The following is a 14484-nucleotide window of genomic DNA, read 5'->3' as shown; positions in this document are numbered from 1 at the left end:
ACGGGATCGAGGGCGCGAGAGCGTCATTCATCGAAGCGAAGGCGTGCTCCGGCGGAAGCCGGAGCCCAGGGACACTGACGCCAACACCTGCTGCCCTGGGCTCCCGCGTGCGCGGGAGCACGTCTCACTTCGAAGGGATCAGCCGCTCACGCGCTCCTCGACACCCTCAGGGCTGATCTTCGGCGGCCTTGGCGGCGGCCTTGCGCTCGCGCTTCCACCGCGTCGCATTCTGCACCACGCATCCCGTGGCGCTCGCCGCGCCGACCGTCGAGCAGCTGCCGACCCCGACCGCGCCGACGCCCGAGTTGGCCGCCTCCTTCGCCGCCCAGGCCTGGTTCTCGGGCGTCACCTCGAAGTTGCGCAGCTCCTTGGGGATGCGGAACTGCTCCTCGGCGGGGCGGCGCGTGCAGACCACCACCTCGGCGCCGTCGGCGTTGGTCGGGCAGCGCTCGTTGCCGTAGAGCACCAGCACGCCGTTGACCGGCGCGTTGCGCGACACGCCCTCCGCGGCGGTGGTGCGCGGCGCGCGGACCGCGTTGGGCGACGGCGGCCCGCTCTGCGCCAGCGCGGCCGCCGGTGCGGTCAGCAGCAAAGCCGCGGCGAAGACCCGTCCTACCATCACCTTCCCTCTCAGATCCTCTTGGCGGTCGCGATCGCCACCCGGCAGCCGAGCCGGATCACCGCCGACATCAGCGGATAGGCGGGCGCGTTCTCGGCGCCGTGCGCCAGCGCGGTGTCGCGATGCTCCAACTCCTCGGCCTGGAACTCGCGGATCGCCTCGGACAGCTCGGGGTCGCTGTCGCCGAGCGCGACGAGCTGCTCCTCATAATGTTTGTCGATCTCGGTCTCGACCGCGGCGGTGCAGGCCATCGCCGCCTCCGGGCCGATCGCTGCCGTCACCGCGCCCAGTGCGAAGCCGGCGACGTCCCAGAACGGCTGGAACAGCGTCGGTCGCACCCCGCGCTCGACGATCATGCGATCGAAGAAGGCGCGGTGCTTCTCCTCCTGCAAGGCCATCGCCGAGATCTTGCGCGCCATCGGCGAGCGCTGCCCCATGATCGCGAGCTGCCCCGCATAGATGCGGATCGCGCCGAACTCGCCCGCCTGGTCGACTCGGATCATCGAGTCGCTCGCCGCGGGTTTGTCGCCGGGTTTCCAGGTCATGCGCGCCTCCACAGCTGCGATACGATCAGCGCGGCACCGGCGAAGGAGAGCAGAGCGTTCCATCCCGCCAGCGACACGCCGAGCAGCGACCATTGCGCCGCGTCACAGCGAACGATCGGCGCGGCGAGCAGGTCCTTGAGCGCCTGGTCGGTGGAGAGGCCTACGGTGCTGGTCGTCTGGGTGCAGGCGGTCACGCCCTGCCACCAGTGATATTCCACCCCGGCGTGGAACACGCCGATCGCGCCCGAGACGACGATCAGCGCCGCCGCCCCCGCCACCAACGTCGCCTGGACGCGCGGCGTGCCGATCACGAAGGCCAGCGCGGCCATCGCCGCGGCGCCGTAATGCGGCCAGCGCTGCCAGTGGCACATCTCGCACGGATAGAGCCCGCCGATCAGCTGGAACGCCCAGGCGCCCGCGAGCAGCGCCGCGGGCACCAGCAGCGCGAGCAGCCGCGCGGTGCGCAGCCCCCGGCTCAAGCGGGCGCCGAACGGCCGGTCGAGCGCCGCCCCGGTCACTTCTTGCTCGCCGCCGGCGGATTGCTCGCCATCGACTGGGTCACCGCGGCGACCTGCTGCGGTCCGCCGAGCCGCGCGATCGTCTTGAGCGCGTACCACAGCTGGAAGTCCTCGACGCCCTGCTTCTTGAGCGACTCAGGGGTCGCGGTGAAGCGCGGGTCGTCCTTGGTGTCCTCCTCCAGCACGGCGTTGTCGGGTGACTTGATCTCGTTGATCAGGTGGCGGCGCAGGTCGGCCTCGCGGAATACCGGGCGCGACTTGTAGTCTGCGTCGGAGAGCTGCGGCACACGGATGTCGGGCTCGATCCCGCCCTCCTGCACGCTCCGCCCGGACGGCGTGAAGTAGCGCGCCGTGGTGAGCCGCAGCGCGGTGCGCGGGCCGAGCTGGAGCAGCGTTTGCACCGATCCCTTACCGAAGCTGCGCTCGCCCATCACCAAAGCGCGGTGATGGTCCTGCAGCGCGCCGGCGACGATCTCGCTGGCCGAGGCGGTGCCCGAGTCGGTCAGCACGATGATCGGCAGGCCGTGCGCGACGTCGCCCGGCTTGGCGAAATAGCGCTCGATATCGTCCTTCTCGCGGCCGCGCTGGCTGACGATCTCGCCGCGCTCGAGGAAGGCGTCCGAGACCTCGATCGCCTGGGTCAGCAGCCCGCCGCCGTTCTCGCGCAGGTCGACGACATAGCCCAGCGGCTTGTGCCCGAGCGACTTGTCGATCGCCATCACCGCGGCGCGCGTGTCGGCGCCGGTCGCCTCCGAGAAGGTGTTGATGTTGATGTAGCCGACGTCGCCCTTCACTTCCCATTTGACCGGGCGCTGCACGATCACCTCGCGCACGAGGGTCACGTCGATCGGCTTGTCGCGGCCGGGGCGCACGAGCGTGAGCGAGATCTTGGTGCCGGGCTTGCCGCGCATCTGCGCGGTCGCCTCGTCGAGCGTGCCGCCGTAGATCAGCTTGCCGTCGATATGCGTGATGAAGTCGCCCGACTTGATCCCGGCGCGCCCGGCGGGCGTGTCCTCCTGCGGCGAGACGACCTTCACCGCGCCGTCCTCCATCGAGACGGTGAGGCCGAGGCCGCCGTAATTGCCCTCGGTCTGGATGCGGAGATTGTCGAAGTCGGAGGCGTCGACGTAGCTGGAATGCGGGTCGAGCGCGGCGAGCATGCCGTCGATCGCGCCCTTGATCAGCTGCTCGTCGGTGACCTTGTCGACGTAGTCGGCCTTCACGCGATTGTAGACGTCGAGGAACTTGTCCATCTCGCGATAGGTGCTGGTATCGGCGGCGGCCATCGCGCCGGTGGCGACCGGCACCATCGCGATCGTGGTGACCAGCGCGGCGGCCTGGAGCAGCTTGGACTTCATGCGAACGGTCGAGACCCCGGTGAGAGCGATCCCGCGATGTAGCGGAATTGCACGACCGATCCTAGCGCCCGCGCGGCTGAACCGCGGCTGAGCGGATGAGGGCGGTCGCGCTCTACTGCTGATCCGCCTCAAGGAGGATTCTTCTGCAAAACCCTTCCGTCATCCCGGACTTGGTCCGGGATCCACCGTGCCGCAGACTTTGAAAGCGTAGTTCACGCGGAAAGGTGGATCCCGGAACAAGTCCGGGTCGACGGTGAGTGACAAGCGTTCCGAGGAGAGCGCAGAAAAACGCTGCAAGGACAGGATCAGCGAGCTACGGCCGCCTTGCTTTCGGCAGGCGGCACTTGCCCTTGCGGCACTCGGGCGGCGCATAGGCGCCGACATAGACCGGCGGCGCCGCCACGCTCGCGATCACCACCGGGTCGCGCTCCACCGGCGGCTCGGCCGGGAAGGCCGCGCGCGCCCGGGCGAACAGCGCTCGGGCGCGCGCCGCCCCGGGCGCGGTCGCGCTGGCGCCGACCCAGCGCCAGTGCCACGGCTCCCACTTGACCCGCTGGCGATTGCCCGCGGGGAAGGACATCTCGAAGCCGTAGCGCGCGGCGTTCGCGACGAGCCAGCGGAACGCCGGGGTCGCCGCGCCGCACGCCTCGGCGTCGGGGCAGTCGTTGACGCGCGGGCGGAAGGCGAAATCGAGCGCGTAGCCGGTGGCATGTTCGCTGTGCCCCGGCGGCGCCACCGAGAGCGCGCGCTCGCCCGCCGCGGTCTGCGCCTCGCGGCAGAACACCGCCTGCTGGTAGCTGATCGAACGGTGGCACGACAGCGCGCGCACCTGCCCGCCCGAGGCCGCGATCAGCCGCGCGAGATCGGGCACCACGTCGCGGCGCAGCACGCAGGACCCGACCGCCAGCCCCTCGGGCACCGCGACCAGCTCGCCCGGCGGCGCGTCGCCATAAGGCAGGTGCCCGAACGCGCGCCCGTCCGCGCCCATGCGCACGTTGCTGTTGTCGCACAATTGGGCCTGTGCCGGCGCGGCCAGCGCGAACAGCGGGACGGCGAGGATCAGGGAGGCGCGGCGCATCGCGCCCTCTGGCCACGGCGGCGCGGCGATGGCAAGGGCGTGGCGCATGTTAGGCGACCGAGTCCTGTTCCTCGACGGCGAGGCGTTGATCATCGACAAGCCCGCCGGGCTGCCGGTCGATCCCCCGCGCGACGGCGGGCTCAGCCTGGAGAACCATCTCGGCTCGCTCACCTTCGGCTTCCACCGCTGGCCGGTCGCGGTGCACCGGCTCGACCGCGACACCAGCGGCTGCCTGCTGCTCGCGCGCAATCCCAAGGCGCAGGCGCGCTTCCAGCAGGCGTTCGAGGCGGGGCAGGTGCGCAAGCGCTACCTCGCCATCCTCGACGGCCTGCCCCAGGGAGAGCGCGGCACGGTCGAGCTGGCGCTGCGCAAGGTCTCCAGCGCCGAGCGCGGCTGGCGCATCGCGGTCGACCCACGCGGCAAGGCGGCGCGAACCGACTGGGAGCTGCTCGACACACGTGACGGCCGCGCCCTGGTCGCCTTCACCCCGCACACCGGGCGGACGCACCAGCTGCGCGTCCACGCGCGCGAGGGGCTGGGCGTGCCGATCGTCGGCGATCCGGTCTATGGCCGCGCCGATCCGGCGGGCATGATGCTCCACGCCGCCGCGATCGCGCTGCCGCGACCCGGCAAGGAGGATGCCGCCGCCGAGGCGCCCTGGCCCGAGCGCTTCGCCGCGCTCGGCTTCGCCGCCGGCTGAGCTGCCGCGCTCCGGCGCCGATCAGTCGAACGAGGGCTTCTTGCGCCCTGCCTTCACGCCCGACCGGCCTTTCTTGGCGTCCACGCGGCGGGTCTGCGACGCGCGGGTCGGTCGCGTCGGGCGGCGCTTGGCCTGCACCACGGTCGCCTCCTGGATCAGCGCGACGAGGCGCTCCAGCGCCTCCTGCCGGTTGACGTGCTGCGAGCGCGATCCCTCGCTCCGCAGCACCAGCGCGCCCGCCGCCGTCATCCGCGATCCTGCCAGCGCGGCGAGCCGCTCCTTCACCCGCTCGGGCAGGTCGCTCGCGGTGACGTCGAAGCGCAGGATCACCGCCGAGTCGGTGGTGTTGACGTGCTGGCCACCCGCGCCCCCGGAGCGGGTCGCGGTATAGTCGATCAGATCGTCCTCGATCGAGAGCGAGCGGGTCACGGGGATGCGGGCCATGGCGGTATATAACGCCGACTGGCGCGAGTGCGATGGGCCCGGAAGGCCGATGCCGCGCCCTCGCGCCGAGCCGCCACCGCCGCAACATGACGGCCAAACGGACGCAACACAGCGACACGCGAGCGAGACGCGCGCGGCGCACCTCGCCCCGCGCCGGCCTCCCCTGCCGGCGCAACGAGGAAGTTGGCATGTACATCTCGTCCCGCAGCCGCGCGCCGCAGCCGCGCCAGGCCCCGCCGCCGCTGGTCGACAATCCCTTCGCCGCCGAGCTGTTCGCGACCGGCTGCGCCGGCTTCACCAGCCTGGGCGGCACGGTGGTGCTGACGCCGGAGGCGGCACGCTGCGATCATTCCGGCGAGACCCCGGTGGTGGAGCGGGTGGTCGCTGGGCGGATCGCACTGACGGTCGCGGGGGCGCAGGCGCTGGCGGCGGGGCTGAACCAGTTCCTCGACCAGCAGGGGCTCGCCCCGGCGCGCGGAGGCGGCAGCCAGTGACGGCGCTGCGGTACTGGGGCGCCGGCGCTTCCCGACCAGCGGTCACGCTTGCGCAAAGCGAGAACCCTCCCTGGCCGCTGTGCGAGGCCGGCTACAGCCGGGTGGTGGTGCACTGGACGGTGCGTAGCTGATCGGCGCGGCGGCGTCGTGGCGGCCCCGCGCCGCCCGACGCACCCGCCTCTGGCGCGATCCTGGGTGAGCTCCTAGGTCGGCGGCATGTACGAGTTCGCCGTCACCGCCGAGTCGAAGCCCCACCGCTACGACGATCTCTTCGCCGCGCTGGACGCGCTGACCGGCGACGAGCGCGATCCGATCGCCAACATGGCCAATGCCGCGGCGCTGCTGTGGCAGTATCTGCCCGAGCTCAACTGGGCGGGCTTCTATCGGATGATCGGCGACGAGCTGGTGCTCGGCCCGTTCCAGGGTAAAGCCGCGTGCATCCGCATCGCGCTGGGGCGCGGCGTGTGCGGCACTGCCGCCGCCGAGCGACGCACCCAGCTGGTCGAGGACGTCCACGCCTTCCCCGGCCATATCGCCTGCGACGCGGCGAGCCGGTCGGAGCTGGTGGTGCCGATCGTGCACGAGGGCCGGCTGCTCGGGGTGCTCGACCTCGACAGTCCGGCACCGGCGCGGTTCGATGCCGACGACGCGAGCGGCTGCGAGCGGCTGATGGCGCTGCTCGCCCCGCGCCTGGCGGGCTGACGCGCTACTTCTTCTCGCGGCCGGCGAAGGTGACGAGGCTCTCCGCGCCGTCCGGGCCAATCGCGGCCACGCCGAAGAAATGGTCGTCCACCGGCACACCGGCGACGTCGAGCGTCGTGCCGGTCACCTCGCGCGAGTCGCTCCACGCCGCGGCGTCGGCGCGACGCCAATAGACCTTGTAGCGCGCCGCGCCCGCGACCGGCGCCCAGCTCACCTTGGTGTCGTACGACAGCGCGCCCGAAATCGCCGCGCTCGCCGGGGCGGCCGGGGCGGCGGCGAGCCGCGCGATCGTCGCGACGTTGATCGCGGTCACCTTGGCGAGATAGCCGAAGTCCATCCCCTCGATCGTGTCGGCATAGACGCGGCCGTTCTCGGTGCGCACGTCCTGGTGCTGGCGGTCCCAATTCTCTGCCGCCACCGAGAAGCGCACCGCCGGATAGCCCTGTTTGAGGAAGGGCTCGTGGTCGCCGCCGCGGCCGAACCGGTCGGGGCGGCGATCGACGAAGACGGCGAAGCCGCCGGGCAGCGTCGTCGCGACGCCGCCGATCATCTTGGCCAGCGCGCGGCTGGGGCCGTCGTCCTCGCCGCCGATGCCGCGCCGCTCGATCGCTTCGGGGAGCGACTCGCTGGCGCGGATCCCCTCGGAGAAGACGCGGACGTAGCGATCGTTGACCACGCCGCCCTGCCCCAGCGAGTTGCCGACGATGTCGTTGTTGAGCATCGCATCGACCTGCCAGCCGCGCGCACGCGCGGTCTCGGCCAGCAGCGTCGCGCCCCACAGCCCCTGCTCCTCGCCCGAGAAAGCGACGTAGACGATGTTGGCGCGGAAGCGCTCGCGGTGGAGCAGTCGCGCCGCCTCGAGCACCAGCGCGACGCCGCTGGCGTCGTCGTTGGCGCCGGGCGCGTCGCTGGTGACGTTCATCACGTCGGTGACGCGGCTGTCGATGTGCGCGCCGACGATGACGTAGCGGTCCGGATCGGTGCCGCGCTGGACGCCGAGCACGTCCTCGATCACCACGCCGTCGGGCGCGCGCGGGCCGGTAAAGCGGCGCGACAGGCGCTCGGTCGTGATGCAGCCGCCGCAGTCACGCGACAGTTTCGCGAACTCGCCAGCCACCCAGGTCCGCGCCGCGCCAATGCCGCGCTTCGGATCGGTCGCCGAAGACAGCGAGTGGCGCGTGCCGAAGGAAACGAGCTTCTCCACCGTGGCGCGCTGCCGCTCCTGCGACACCGCATCGCGCGCGGCGGCGGGGGTGGCGAGCGTCAGCGCGAGCAGCGCGGCGGCGGGAAAGCGGAGCGTCATCCGTCGCTTGTGGCGGGCCGCGGCGGACGGCGCAATCACTCGCTGGACGAGGCCGCCGCATCTCAGGCATGACGCGACGCACAGGAACGATCAGCGAGAGGAGCGGCGCCATCACTCGACGCCTCGAACATTTCCCCAACCTGGTGACGATGTTCTTCACCCGCGCCGCCGAGAAGGGCGACGCGCCCTTCCTGTGGAGCAAGCGCGACGGCGCGTGGCGCGCGACCAGCTGGCGCGAGGCGGCCGAGACGGTGGCACGGCTCGCCGCCGGGCTGCGCGCGATCGGGCTGGAGCGCGGCGACCGCGTCATGCTGGTCAGCGAGAACCGCCCCGAATGGTGCCTGTCCGACCTCGCGATCATGGCGGCGGGCTGCGTGACGGTGCCGACCTACACCACCAACACCGAGCGCGACCACGCCCACGTGATCGAGAACTCGGGCGCCAAGGCGGTGATCGTCTCGACCGACAAGCTCGCCCGCACGCTGATGCCCGCAATCCTGCGCTCGATCCGCCCGCAGATGCTGATCGGCATCGACCCGATGCGGCTCGGCCAGACGCCCGTAGAGGTGCACGACTGGCGCGCGCTCATCGAGCGCCATCCCGCCGGGGTGGGCGCCGCCGCCGATCGCGCCGTCGCCGAACTGGGGCGCGACGACCTCGCCTGCATCATCTACACCTCGGGCACGGGCGGCGCGCCGCGCGGGGTGATGCAGCATCACGGCGCGATCCTGCACAACGTCAACGGCTGCATCGTGATCATCGCCGAGGATTTCGGCTGGGGGGACGAGGTGTTCCTCTCCTTCCTCCCGCTCAGCCACGCCTATGAGCATAGCGGCGGCCAGCACCTGCCGATCGGGCTCGGCGGGCAGATCTATTATGCCGAGGGGCTGGAGAAGCTCGCCAGCAACATCGAGGAAGTGCGCCCCACGATCATGGTGGTGGTGCCGCGCCTGTTCGAGGTGCTGCGGACGCGCATCACCAAGGGGATCGAGAAACAGGGGGGCACACCGCAGAAGCTGCTGCGGCTCGCGCTCGACGTCGGCACCAAGCGCTACGAGGGGCGGCTGGGGCTGCGCGACCGGCCTGCCGCGCTGCTGGTCGACACCCTGTTCAAGCGCAAGATCGCGCGCAAGTTCGGCGGCCGGATCAAGGCGATGGTCTCAGGCGGCGCGCCGCTCACGCCCGAGGTGGGCGTGTTCTTCCAGTCGCTCGGCATCTGCTTTTTGCAGGGCTATGGCCAGACCGAGGCAGCGCCCGTGATCTCGTGCAACCGTCCCTCCGCCGGGCTGCGGATGGACTCGGTCGGGCCGCCGCTCGCCGAGACCGAGGTGCGGATCGCCGCGGACGGCGAGATCCTCGTGCGCGGCGAGCTGGTGATGCGCGGCTATTGGCGCAACGAGGCCGAGACCGCGCGCGTGCTTCAGGACGGCTGGCTCCACACCGGTGACATCGGCGAGCTCGACGAACGCGGCCGGATCCGCATCACGGACCGCAAGAAGGACCTGATCATCAACGACAAGGGCGACAATGTCGCGCCCCAGAAGGTGGAGGGCATGCTGACCCTTCAGCCCGAGATCGGCCAGGCGATGATCTACGGCGACCGTCGCCCGCACATGGTGGCGGTGCTGGTGCCCGACCCGGAGTGGACCTTCGACTGGGCGCGCGCGCAGGGGCGGCGCGACCCCGTGACGCCGGACGATCCCGCCTATCGCGCCGCGCTCCAGGCGGCGGTGGACCGCACCAACAAGGACCTGTCAGTGACCGAGCGCGTGCGCCGCTGGATCGTGGCGGACGACCCCTTCACGATCGAGAACGAGCAGCTCACCCCCAGCCTCAAGATCCGCCGCCACGTGCTGCGCCAGGTCTATGGCGCGCGGCTGGACGCGTTGTACGGGGGCTGAGGCAGGCGGTCGCGCTAGGCCTCCGGTGCCCCGGCGAAGGCCGGGGCCCAGTTAGCACGTCTGTCGTGTGTATCGCCGACGTCGCCCAAATGGGCCTCGGCCTTCGCCGGGGAACTTAGGGGGAGGAGACCGCGCTACTTCGCCGGCACGGCCTGAAGCGGCGATCCGGCCGGTGTCGCCGCCCCCGCCCCGCCCCCGGCCGCCCTGGGCACCACCGCCATCGTCCAGTCCTTGTCCGGCCGCAGATATTTGGCCGCGCTCGCCTGGAGCGCCTCGGGGGTGATGCCGGTCATGTCACCGATCAGGCTCTGGCTCGCCTCGATGCGTTTGGGGTCGAAGGTGCCGCCCGAGGTCTGGATCAGCCAGAACTGGTTCCCCGACGAAGCGCGCGCCATATATTGCAGCATCGGCACGATCGTGCGGCGCAGCTCGTCGGCGCTGATCGGGGTCGACACCAGCTCGGCCGCGATCTGGCGCGACAGCTGGAAGAACAACGGCACCTTGTCGGGCGCCACCTTGCCCACAGCGATCAGCCGCCCGCCGCCGGGCAGACCCACCGGCCACTGGCTCTGCGCGGTCGGCGAGTAGCTCGCCCCCGCCACCGAGCGCAACCGATCGAACAGCCGGTCGGCGAACACCGCGGCGAGCACGTCGAGCCGGCGCTGCTCGGCGTGGTCGGTCGAGCCGCCCCCGGTCGGCCAGGCGATCAATGCCGCGGCCTGGTTGTCGTCGCCGTCGTGCGTGCGCATCACGGGCGTGGCGTTGTGCGCGGGGAAGCGCACCGGCGCGCCCGTCCCCTCGTCCGCGCGGCGCGGCTTGAGCGCGCCGAAGCTCTTCGCGATCGCCGCGATCGCCTCGTCGGCCTTGACGTCGCCGAACACGTCGACCTCGATCGGCCCGGTTGCCAGCAGCGGCTGCCACAGCTTCTTGAAGTCGCGCGCGTTGAGCGCCTGGATCTGCGCCAGCGTCGGCATGCCCCAGCGCGGATCGCCGTCGCGCAGCAGCCCCTCAAGGTCGCGCGCCAACACGCCGTCGGGGGACGAGTTCAGCCCGGCATAGCCCGTCAACATCGCCGCGCGCGCGCGCGCCACCGGCGCCGCGTCCCACCGCGGCGCGGCGAGCTTGGCCGCCATCAGCGTGAGATTGTCGGCATAGTCGCTCGGCGTCGTCTGTGCGCCGAGCAGGAAGGCGTCGTCGCCGATGTCGAAGTCGAGCCCCATGCGGCGACCGGTGGTGAGCGAGTCGAGCGCGCCCTGATCAAGCGTGCCGATGCCGCTCGCGATCAGCGCGGTCTCGCCCGCCCAGGCCGGGGTCGCCCGGTCGCCCGGAAGCGCCTGATAGCCGCGCCCGAAGCGCACGCGCAGGTAGACGCGCCCGGTCTCGGACGGGTTGGCGTAGATCAGCGCGCGCACGCCGTTGGCGAAGGTCACCTGCTCCATCGGCGGGTCACCCACCGTGGCACGCGCGGTCGCCTGTCCGGGCGTGCCGAGCTTGGGCACCTTGGAGAAATCGACCGAGCGCTGCTCGGCGCGCTTGCCCGCCAGCTTGGAGACGTCGGCGGTGAGCGCGGCGGCCAGCTTGGTCGCGGCGCTGGCGTCGGGCGTGCGCGTGTTGAGCAGCGCGCGCTGAACGTCGCCCTTGAACAGCCGGTTGGTCGATTCGATCATCGCCGCCGGCGTGAACATGCCCTTGGTGCGCGCCTCCTGCAGGATATCGTAGCTGGTCTTCGGCCCCGCCACCGTCTCGCGGATGTCGAGAGCGTTGACCATGTCGTCGGCCTGCTTGGCGCCGGCCTCGACGCGCGCGGTGTCGACGTCGTTCTTCATCGCCGCATCGAACTCGGCGAGCTCACGATCGACCTCGGCCTGGGTCGGCGGAGTCGCCATCGCGTCCGCCACGACCGCGCGCACGTCCTTGAGCGCAGCCTCCCAGTCATCGCCGATCGGGATCACGTTGGTGAAGGTGCCGTTGGCCGAGCGCGACACGTCGTCGAGGCTGACCGACGCCTGGAGGAAGCTGCCGCCGGCGCGGGCGCGCGACTCGAGCCGACGGTTGATCAGCCGGATCGCGAGGAAGTCGACCAGCCGCTTCTGATTGAAGATGATCGTGTCGTCGCGATACTCCCACGGCCGCAGCGTCGCGGTGGCGACCACCGGCGGCAGCGAGGGCTCGGCGATCGTCTTGGTCGCCGGCGCCTTGGGATCGGGCTTGCCGAAATCCGGGTCGGCCGGGTCGGCGCCCTTGCCGGTCCAGGTGCCGAAATTCTTGACCACCAGCTTGGCCGCGACGTCGGGATCGATGTCACCCGAGATGATCACCACCGCGCGCGCAGGGCGGTACCATCTGTTGTGGAACGCCTGAACCGTCGCGGGCGTGGCCGCCTCCAGCGTCTTGATCGTACCGATCGGCGAGCGCTCGGCGAGCGGCTGGCCGGCGAAGAAGGTCTGGCGGATCGCGTCGCCGTAGCGCACCTGCGCGCCGGGCGCCTCGCGCTGCTCGGCCAGCACCGCTGGGCGCTCGGCGGCGAGACCCGCGTCGGTAATCGCGGGTTCGGCCATCATGCCGGCGAAGATCTTGAGGCTCTCGTCGAGCTTGACGTCGGTCGCGCCGGGCAGGTCGAGCTTGTAGACCGTCTGCGTCGGCGTGGTGGAGGCGTTCGAGTCCGAGCCGAAGGTGGCGCCGAAACGCTGCCACACGCGCTTGGCCTCGCCGTCGGGCACGTAGCGCGAGCCGCGGAACGACAGATGCTCGATCAGGTGCGCGAAGCCCTGCTCGGCGTCGCTCTCGTACAGCGAGCCCGCGTCGATCCGCACGCGCACCGCGACCTGCCCAGGCGGCACGCCGTTCTTGCGCACTGCGTAACGCAGCCCGGTCGGCAGCGCGCCGAAATGCCACTCGGGATCGGGGGGGATGTCCGAACCCTTGAACAGCCACGGCGAGGTGTCGACGCGGATCGCGGGCGCGGGCGGGGCGGCGACGGGTTTGACGGGAGCCGCCGGTGCCCGGCGTGCGCGCTGCTGCGCGGGCAGCGGCAGCGACACGGAGACGAGCAGGAGGGCGACGAGCGGCTTCGCGAGCACGCGCGAATACGAATTCATGGCCGCGCTTGTAGGGCGCGCGCGGGCCGGCGGCAACTCACACCAGTGAAACGATCCTTTCCCGTGCCCGAGCAAGCCTTTGCCAAGCGGATGCCACGTTTTGGTCGCGATGCGGGTTTAGCCGACGGGAAAGAGAGAGCGATGGCGCGCGCGCCATCGCGACGAGGACGTTTTCGATGAAGCACGACAGCCGGTTGGCACAGGCGCGGATGTGGCAGGACAGCGGCGATGCCGCCGACCCGGTGCTGGTGCCCGATCTCAACGTGATCTCGGGTGCGCCCGTGCCCGGTGCCGCGATGCGGGCCGACGCCAACCGCCCGCTGCTGATCCGCGTCGGCAAGCACCTGCGCGGCGTCTTCGACCGGTTGATCGCGGGCTCGTCGCTGGTGCCCAACGATCCCGTGCTCGACGTGCGCGATTTCGCCTGGACCGCGCTGCTGCGCGAGCAGTGGGAAGCGATCCGCGACGAGGCGCGCGCGGTGGCGCTGGTCGGCAACGCCGCGCCCAGCCTGGCGACGATCTCGCCCGACCATCGCGCCATCGCCGAGGTCAACAAGTGGCGCTCCTTCTTCCTGTGGGGCTACGGCTATCCGATCCACGACAATCTGGCGCGTTGCCCGCGTACCCAACAGGTAATCGAGCAGATCCCGGGGCTCAACTCGGCCTTTTTCTCCATCCTCGCGCCGGGGACTCACATCCCCGACCATCGCGGTGTGACCAAGGGACTGATCACCTGCCATCTCGGGCTGATCGTGCCGCGCGACGGCGACGTGCGGATGCGCGTCGACGATCGCGTCGTGCGCTGGGCCGAGGGCGAGACCCTGGTGTTCGACGACACCTACCGCCACGAGGTGTGGAACGACACCGCCGGCACCCGGGTGGTGCTGCTGATCCAGTTCGAACGACCCTTGCGAAACCCGGGCAAGTGGTTCGCCGACCTGTTCCTCGGCGCGGTCAAGCGCTCCGCCTTCGTGCAGGAAGCGCGTGCCAACGTCGCCAAGTGGAACGCCGCGGTGCAACAGCTGGATGGGTGAAGCCAAAGATCCTCGCCGGCACGGGGAGGATTTTACCCGTCCCCGAAACAATCCCTTTCGCGGCGCCCGCTTGATCCTCTGCCGCGCAGGCGCCACATGCCGACCATGCTGATCGAGACCGAAGCCACGCCGAACCCGGCGACCGTGAAGTTCCTGCCGGGGCGCATCGTGATGGACGCCGGCACGCGCGACTTCGCCACGCCCGAAGAGGCCGAGGCGAGCCCGCTTGCCACCGCTTTGTTCGATCTGGGCGACGTCACCGGCGTTTTCTTCGGACGCGACTTCGTCTCGGTCACCGCCGCGCCGGGGGTGAGCTGGAGCGAGCTCAAGCCCGACGTGCTCGCGCTGCTGATGGACCATTTCACCGCGCAGATGCCGCTGTTCCGCACCGGCGGCGCCGACTTCAGCGTGCCCGCGGAGGAAGAGACCTTCACCGACGATCCCGCCGACGCCGACATCGTCGCGCAGATCCGCGAGCTGATCGACACGCGCGTCCGCCCCGCGGTGGCCAATGACGGCGGCGACATCGTCTATCGCGGCTTCGACAAGGGCAAGGTGTTCCTGCGCATGCAGGGCGCCTGCTCGGGCTGCCCCTCCTCCACCGCCACGCTCAAGAACGGCATCGAGCAGCTGCTGCGCCACTATGTCCCCGAGGTGACTGAGGTGCGCGCGGTCTGACGCGCGCGCCCG

General features: G+C 71.1%; 14 protein-coding genes. 6 read left to right on the top strand and 8 right to left on the bottom strand.

The window, feature by feature from the left end:
- Positions 1-166 precede the first annotated feature (166 nt).
- The 5 genes from FHY02_RS17525 to FHY02_RS17505 all read right to left on the bottom strand — a co-directional run bounded on the left by FHY02_RS17525 (position 167) and on the right by FHY02_RS17505 (position 4166).
- Positions 167-619, bottom strand: a complete 453-nt coding sequence (locus tag FHY02_RS17525; RefSeq protein ID WP_183924610.1) for a hypothetical protein — start codon at positions 617-619, stop codon at positions 167-169.
- 11 nt (positions 620-630) lie between these two features.
- Positions 631-1164 (bottom strand): demethoxyubiquinone hydroxylase family protein, encoded by a 534-nt coding sequence (locus FHY02_RS17520; protein ID WP_183924608.1) that lies wholly within the window; start codon positions 1162-1164, stop codon positions 631-633.
- Positions 1161-1682: a disulfide bond formation protein B gene (locus FHY02_RS17515; protein ID WP_311722138.1), complete on the bottom strand. Its 522-nt coding sequence runs from the start codon at positions 1680-1682 to the stop codon at positions 1161-1163. The genes FHY02_RS17520 and FHY02_RS17515 overlap by 4 nt, the downstream gene beginning before the upstream one ends.
- A complete protein-coding gene (locus FHY02_RS17510; protein ID WP_183924606.1) occupies positions 1679-3040 on the bottom strand; it encodes a S41 family peptidase in 1362 nt (453 codons plus the stop codon). Before FHY02_RS17510 ends, FHY02_RS17515 begins: the two co-directional genes overlap by 4 nt.
- A 313-nt stretch (positions 3041-3353) precedes the next feature.
- Complete coding sequence (locus FHY02_RS17505; protein ID WP_260172968.1) at positions 3354-4166, bottom strand: M15 family metallopeptidase; 813 nt, start codon at positions 4164-4166, stop codon at positions 3354-3356.
- Here FHY02_RS17505 and FHY02_RS17500 point away from each other — a divergent pair.
- Positions 4165-4818 carry an RluA family pseudouridine synthase gene (locus tag FHY02_RS17500; RefSeq protein WP_183924604.1) on the top strand — a complete coding sequence of 218 codons (654 nt, stop codon included), beginning with the start codon at positions 4165-4167 and terminating at the stop codon, positions 4816-4818. The two genes, FHY02_RS17505 and FHY02_RS17500, sit on opposite strands and share 2 nt — an antisense overlap.
- A gap of 21 nt (positions 4819-4839) precedes the next feature.
- On the opposite strand, the gene arfB is transcribed toward FHY02_RS17500, so the two are convergent.
- Positions 4840-5262 carry an alternative ribosome rescue aminoacyl-tRNA hydrolase ArfB gene (arfB, locus tag FHY02_RS17495; RefSeq protein WP_183924602.1) on the bottom strand — a complete coding sequence of 141 codons (423 nt, stop codon included), beginning with the start codon at positions 5260-5262 and terminating at the stop codon, positions 4840-4842.
- 188 nt (positions 5263-5450) lie between these two features.
- On the opposite strand from arfB, the gene FHY02_RS17490 reads away from it, so the two are divergent.
- Positions 5451-5756: a hypothetical protein gene (locus FHY02_RS17490; protein ID WP_183924600.1), complete on the top strand. Its 306-nt coding sequence runs from the start codon at positions 5451-5453 to the stop codon at positions 5754-5756.
- Between the two features lie 216 nt (positions 5757-5972).
- On the top strand, positions 5973-6458 hold the full coding sequence (locus FHY02_RS17485; RefSeq protein ID WP_183924598.1) for a GAF domain-containing protein: 486 nt from the start codon (positions 5973-5975) through the stop codon (positions 6456-6458).
- Between the two features lie 4 nt (positions 6459-6462).
- Here the strand turns inward: FHY02_RS17485 and FHY02_RS17480 are convergent, their stop codons facing one another.
- A complete protein-coding gene (locus tag FHY02_RS17480; RefSeq protein WP_183924596.1) occupies positions 6463-7761 on the bottom strand; it encodes a M20/M25/M40 family metallo-hydrolase in 1299 nt (432 codons plus the stop codon).
- A 68-nt stretch (positions 7762-7829) separates the two neighbouring features.
- Between FHY02_RS17480 and FHY02_RS17475 the strand changes: the two genes are divergently transcribed.
- Complete coding sequence (locus tag FHY02_RS17475) at positions 7830-9662, top strand: long-chain fatty acid--CoA ligase (protein ID WP_183924594.1); 1833 nt, start codon at positions 7830-7832, stop codon at positions 9660-9662.
- A gap of 134 nt (positions 9663-9796) precedes the next feature.
- Here the strand turns inward: FHY02_RS17475 and FHY02_RS17470 are convergent, their stop codons facing one another.
- Positions 9797-12760, bottom strand: a complete 2964-nt coding sequence (locus FHY02_RS17470) for a pitrilysin family protein (RefSeq protein ID WP_183924592.1) — start codon at positions 12758-12760, stop codon at positions 9797-9799.
- 176 nt (positions 12761-12936) lie between these two features.
- Here FHY02_RS17470 and FHY02_RS17465 point away from each other — a divergent pair, with 176 nt between their 5' ends.
- Positions 12937-13794: an aspartyl/asparaginyl beta-hydroxylase domain-containing protein gene (locus tag FHY02_RS17465; RefSeq protein WP_260159377.1), complete on the top strand. Its 858-nt coding sequence runs from the start codon at positions 12937-12939 to the stop codon at positions 13792-13794.
- A gap of 105 nt (positions 13795-13899) precedes the next feature.
- The gene (locus FHY02_RS17460) at positions 13900-14472 is read left to right on the top strand and encodes a NifU family protein (RefSeq protein ID WP_183924727.1); all 573 of its coding nucleotides are present in this window, start codon (positions 13900-13902) and stop codon (positions 14470-14472) included.
- The last annotated feature ends 12 nt before the right edge of the window (positions 14473-14484 follow it).

The organism is Sphingomonas sp. BK069, assembly GCF_014193405.1.
Classification (GTDB): domain Bacteria; phylum Pseudomonadota; class Alphaproteobacteria; order Sphingomonadales; family Sphingomonadaceae; genus Sphingomonas.
Note: the sequence above shows the minus strand (reverse complement) of the source record. Positions and strands in the feature narration are given on the sequence as shown.

What these genes read in the sequence shown, in the direction of transcription:
- arfB (WP_183924602.1), bottom strand. Translation starts at nt 5,262, where the DNA reads ATGGCCCGCATCCCCGTGACCCGCTCGCTCTCGATCGAGGACGATCTG.
- FHY02_RS17470 (WP_183924592.1), bottom strand. Translation starts at nt 12,760, where the DNA reads ATGAATTCGTATTCGCGCGTGCTCGCGAAGCCGCTCGTCGCCCTCCTG.
- FHY02_RS17485 (WP_183924598.1), top strand. Translation starts at nt 5,973, where the DNA reads ATGTACGAGTTCGCCGTCACCGCCGAGTCGAAGCCCCACCGCTACGAC.
- FHY02_RS17475 (WP_183924594.1), top strand. Translation starts at nt 7,830, where the DNA reads ATGACGCGACGCACAGGAACGATCAGCGAGAGGAGCGGCGCCATCACT.
- FHY02_RS17510 (WP_183924606.1), bottom strand. Translation starts at nt 3,040, where the DNA reads ATGAAGTCCAAGCTGCTCCAGGCCGCCGCGCTGGTCACCACGATCGCG.
- FHY02_RS17525 (WP_183924610.1), bottom strand. Translation starts at nt 619, where the DNA reads ATGGTAGGACGGGTCTTCGCCGCGGCTTTGCTGCTGACCGCACCGGCG.
- FHY02_RS17480 (WP_183924596.1), bottom strand. Translation starts at nt 7,761, where the DNA reads ATGACGCTCCGCTTTCCCGCCGCCGCGCTGCTCGCGCTGACGCTCGCC.
- FHY02_RS17505 (WP_260172968.1), bottom strand. Translation starts at nt 4,166, where the DNA reads ATGCGCCACGCCCTTGCCATCGCCGCGCCGCCGTGGCCAGAGGGCGCG.
- FHY02_RS17520 (WP_183924608.1), bottom strand. Translation starts at nt 1,164, where the DNA reads ATGACCTGGAAACCCGGCGACAAACCCGCGGCGAGCGACTCGATGATC.
- FHY02_RS17460 (WP_183924727.1), top strand. Translation starts at nt 13,900, where the DNA reads ATGCTGATCGAGACCGAAGCCACGCCGAACCCGGCGACCGTGAAGTTC.
- FHY02_RS17490 (WP_183924600.1), top strand. Translation starts at nt 5,451, where the DNA reads ATGTACATCTCGTCCCGCAGCCGCGCGCCGCAGCCGCGCCAGGCCCCG.
- FHY02_RS17500 (WP_183924604.1), top strand. Translation starts at nt 4,165, where the DNA reads ATGTTAGGCGACCGAGTCCTGTTCCTCGACGGCGAGGCGTTGATCATC.
- FHY02_RS17465 (WP_260159377.1), top strand. Translation starts at nt 12,937, where the DNA reads ATGAAGCACGACAGCCGGTTGGCACAGGCGCGGATGTGGCAGGACAGC.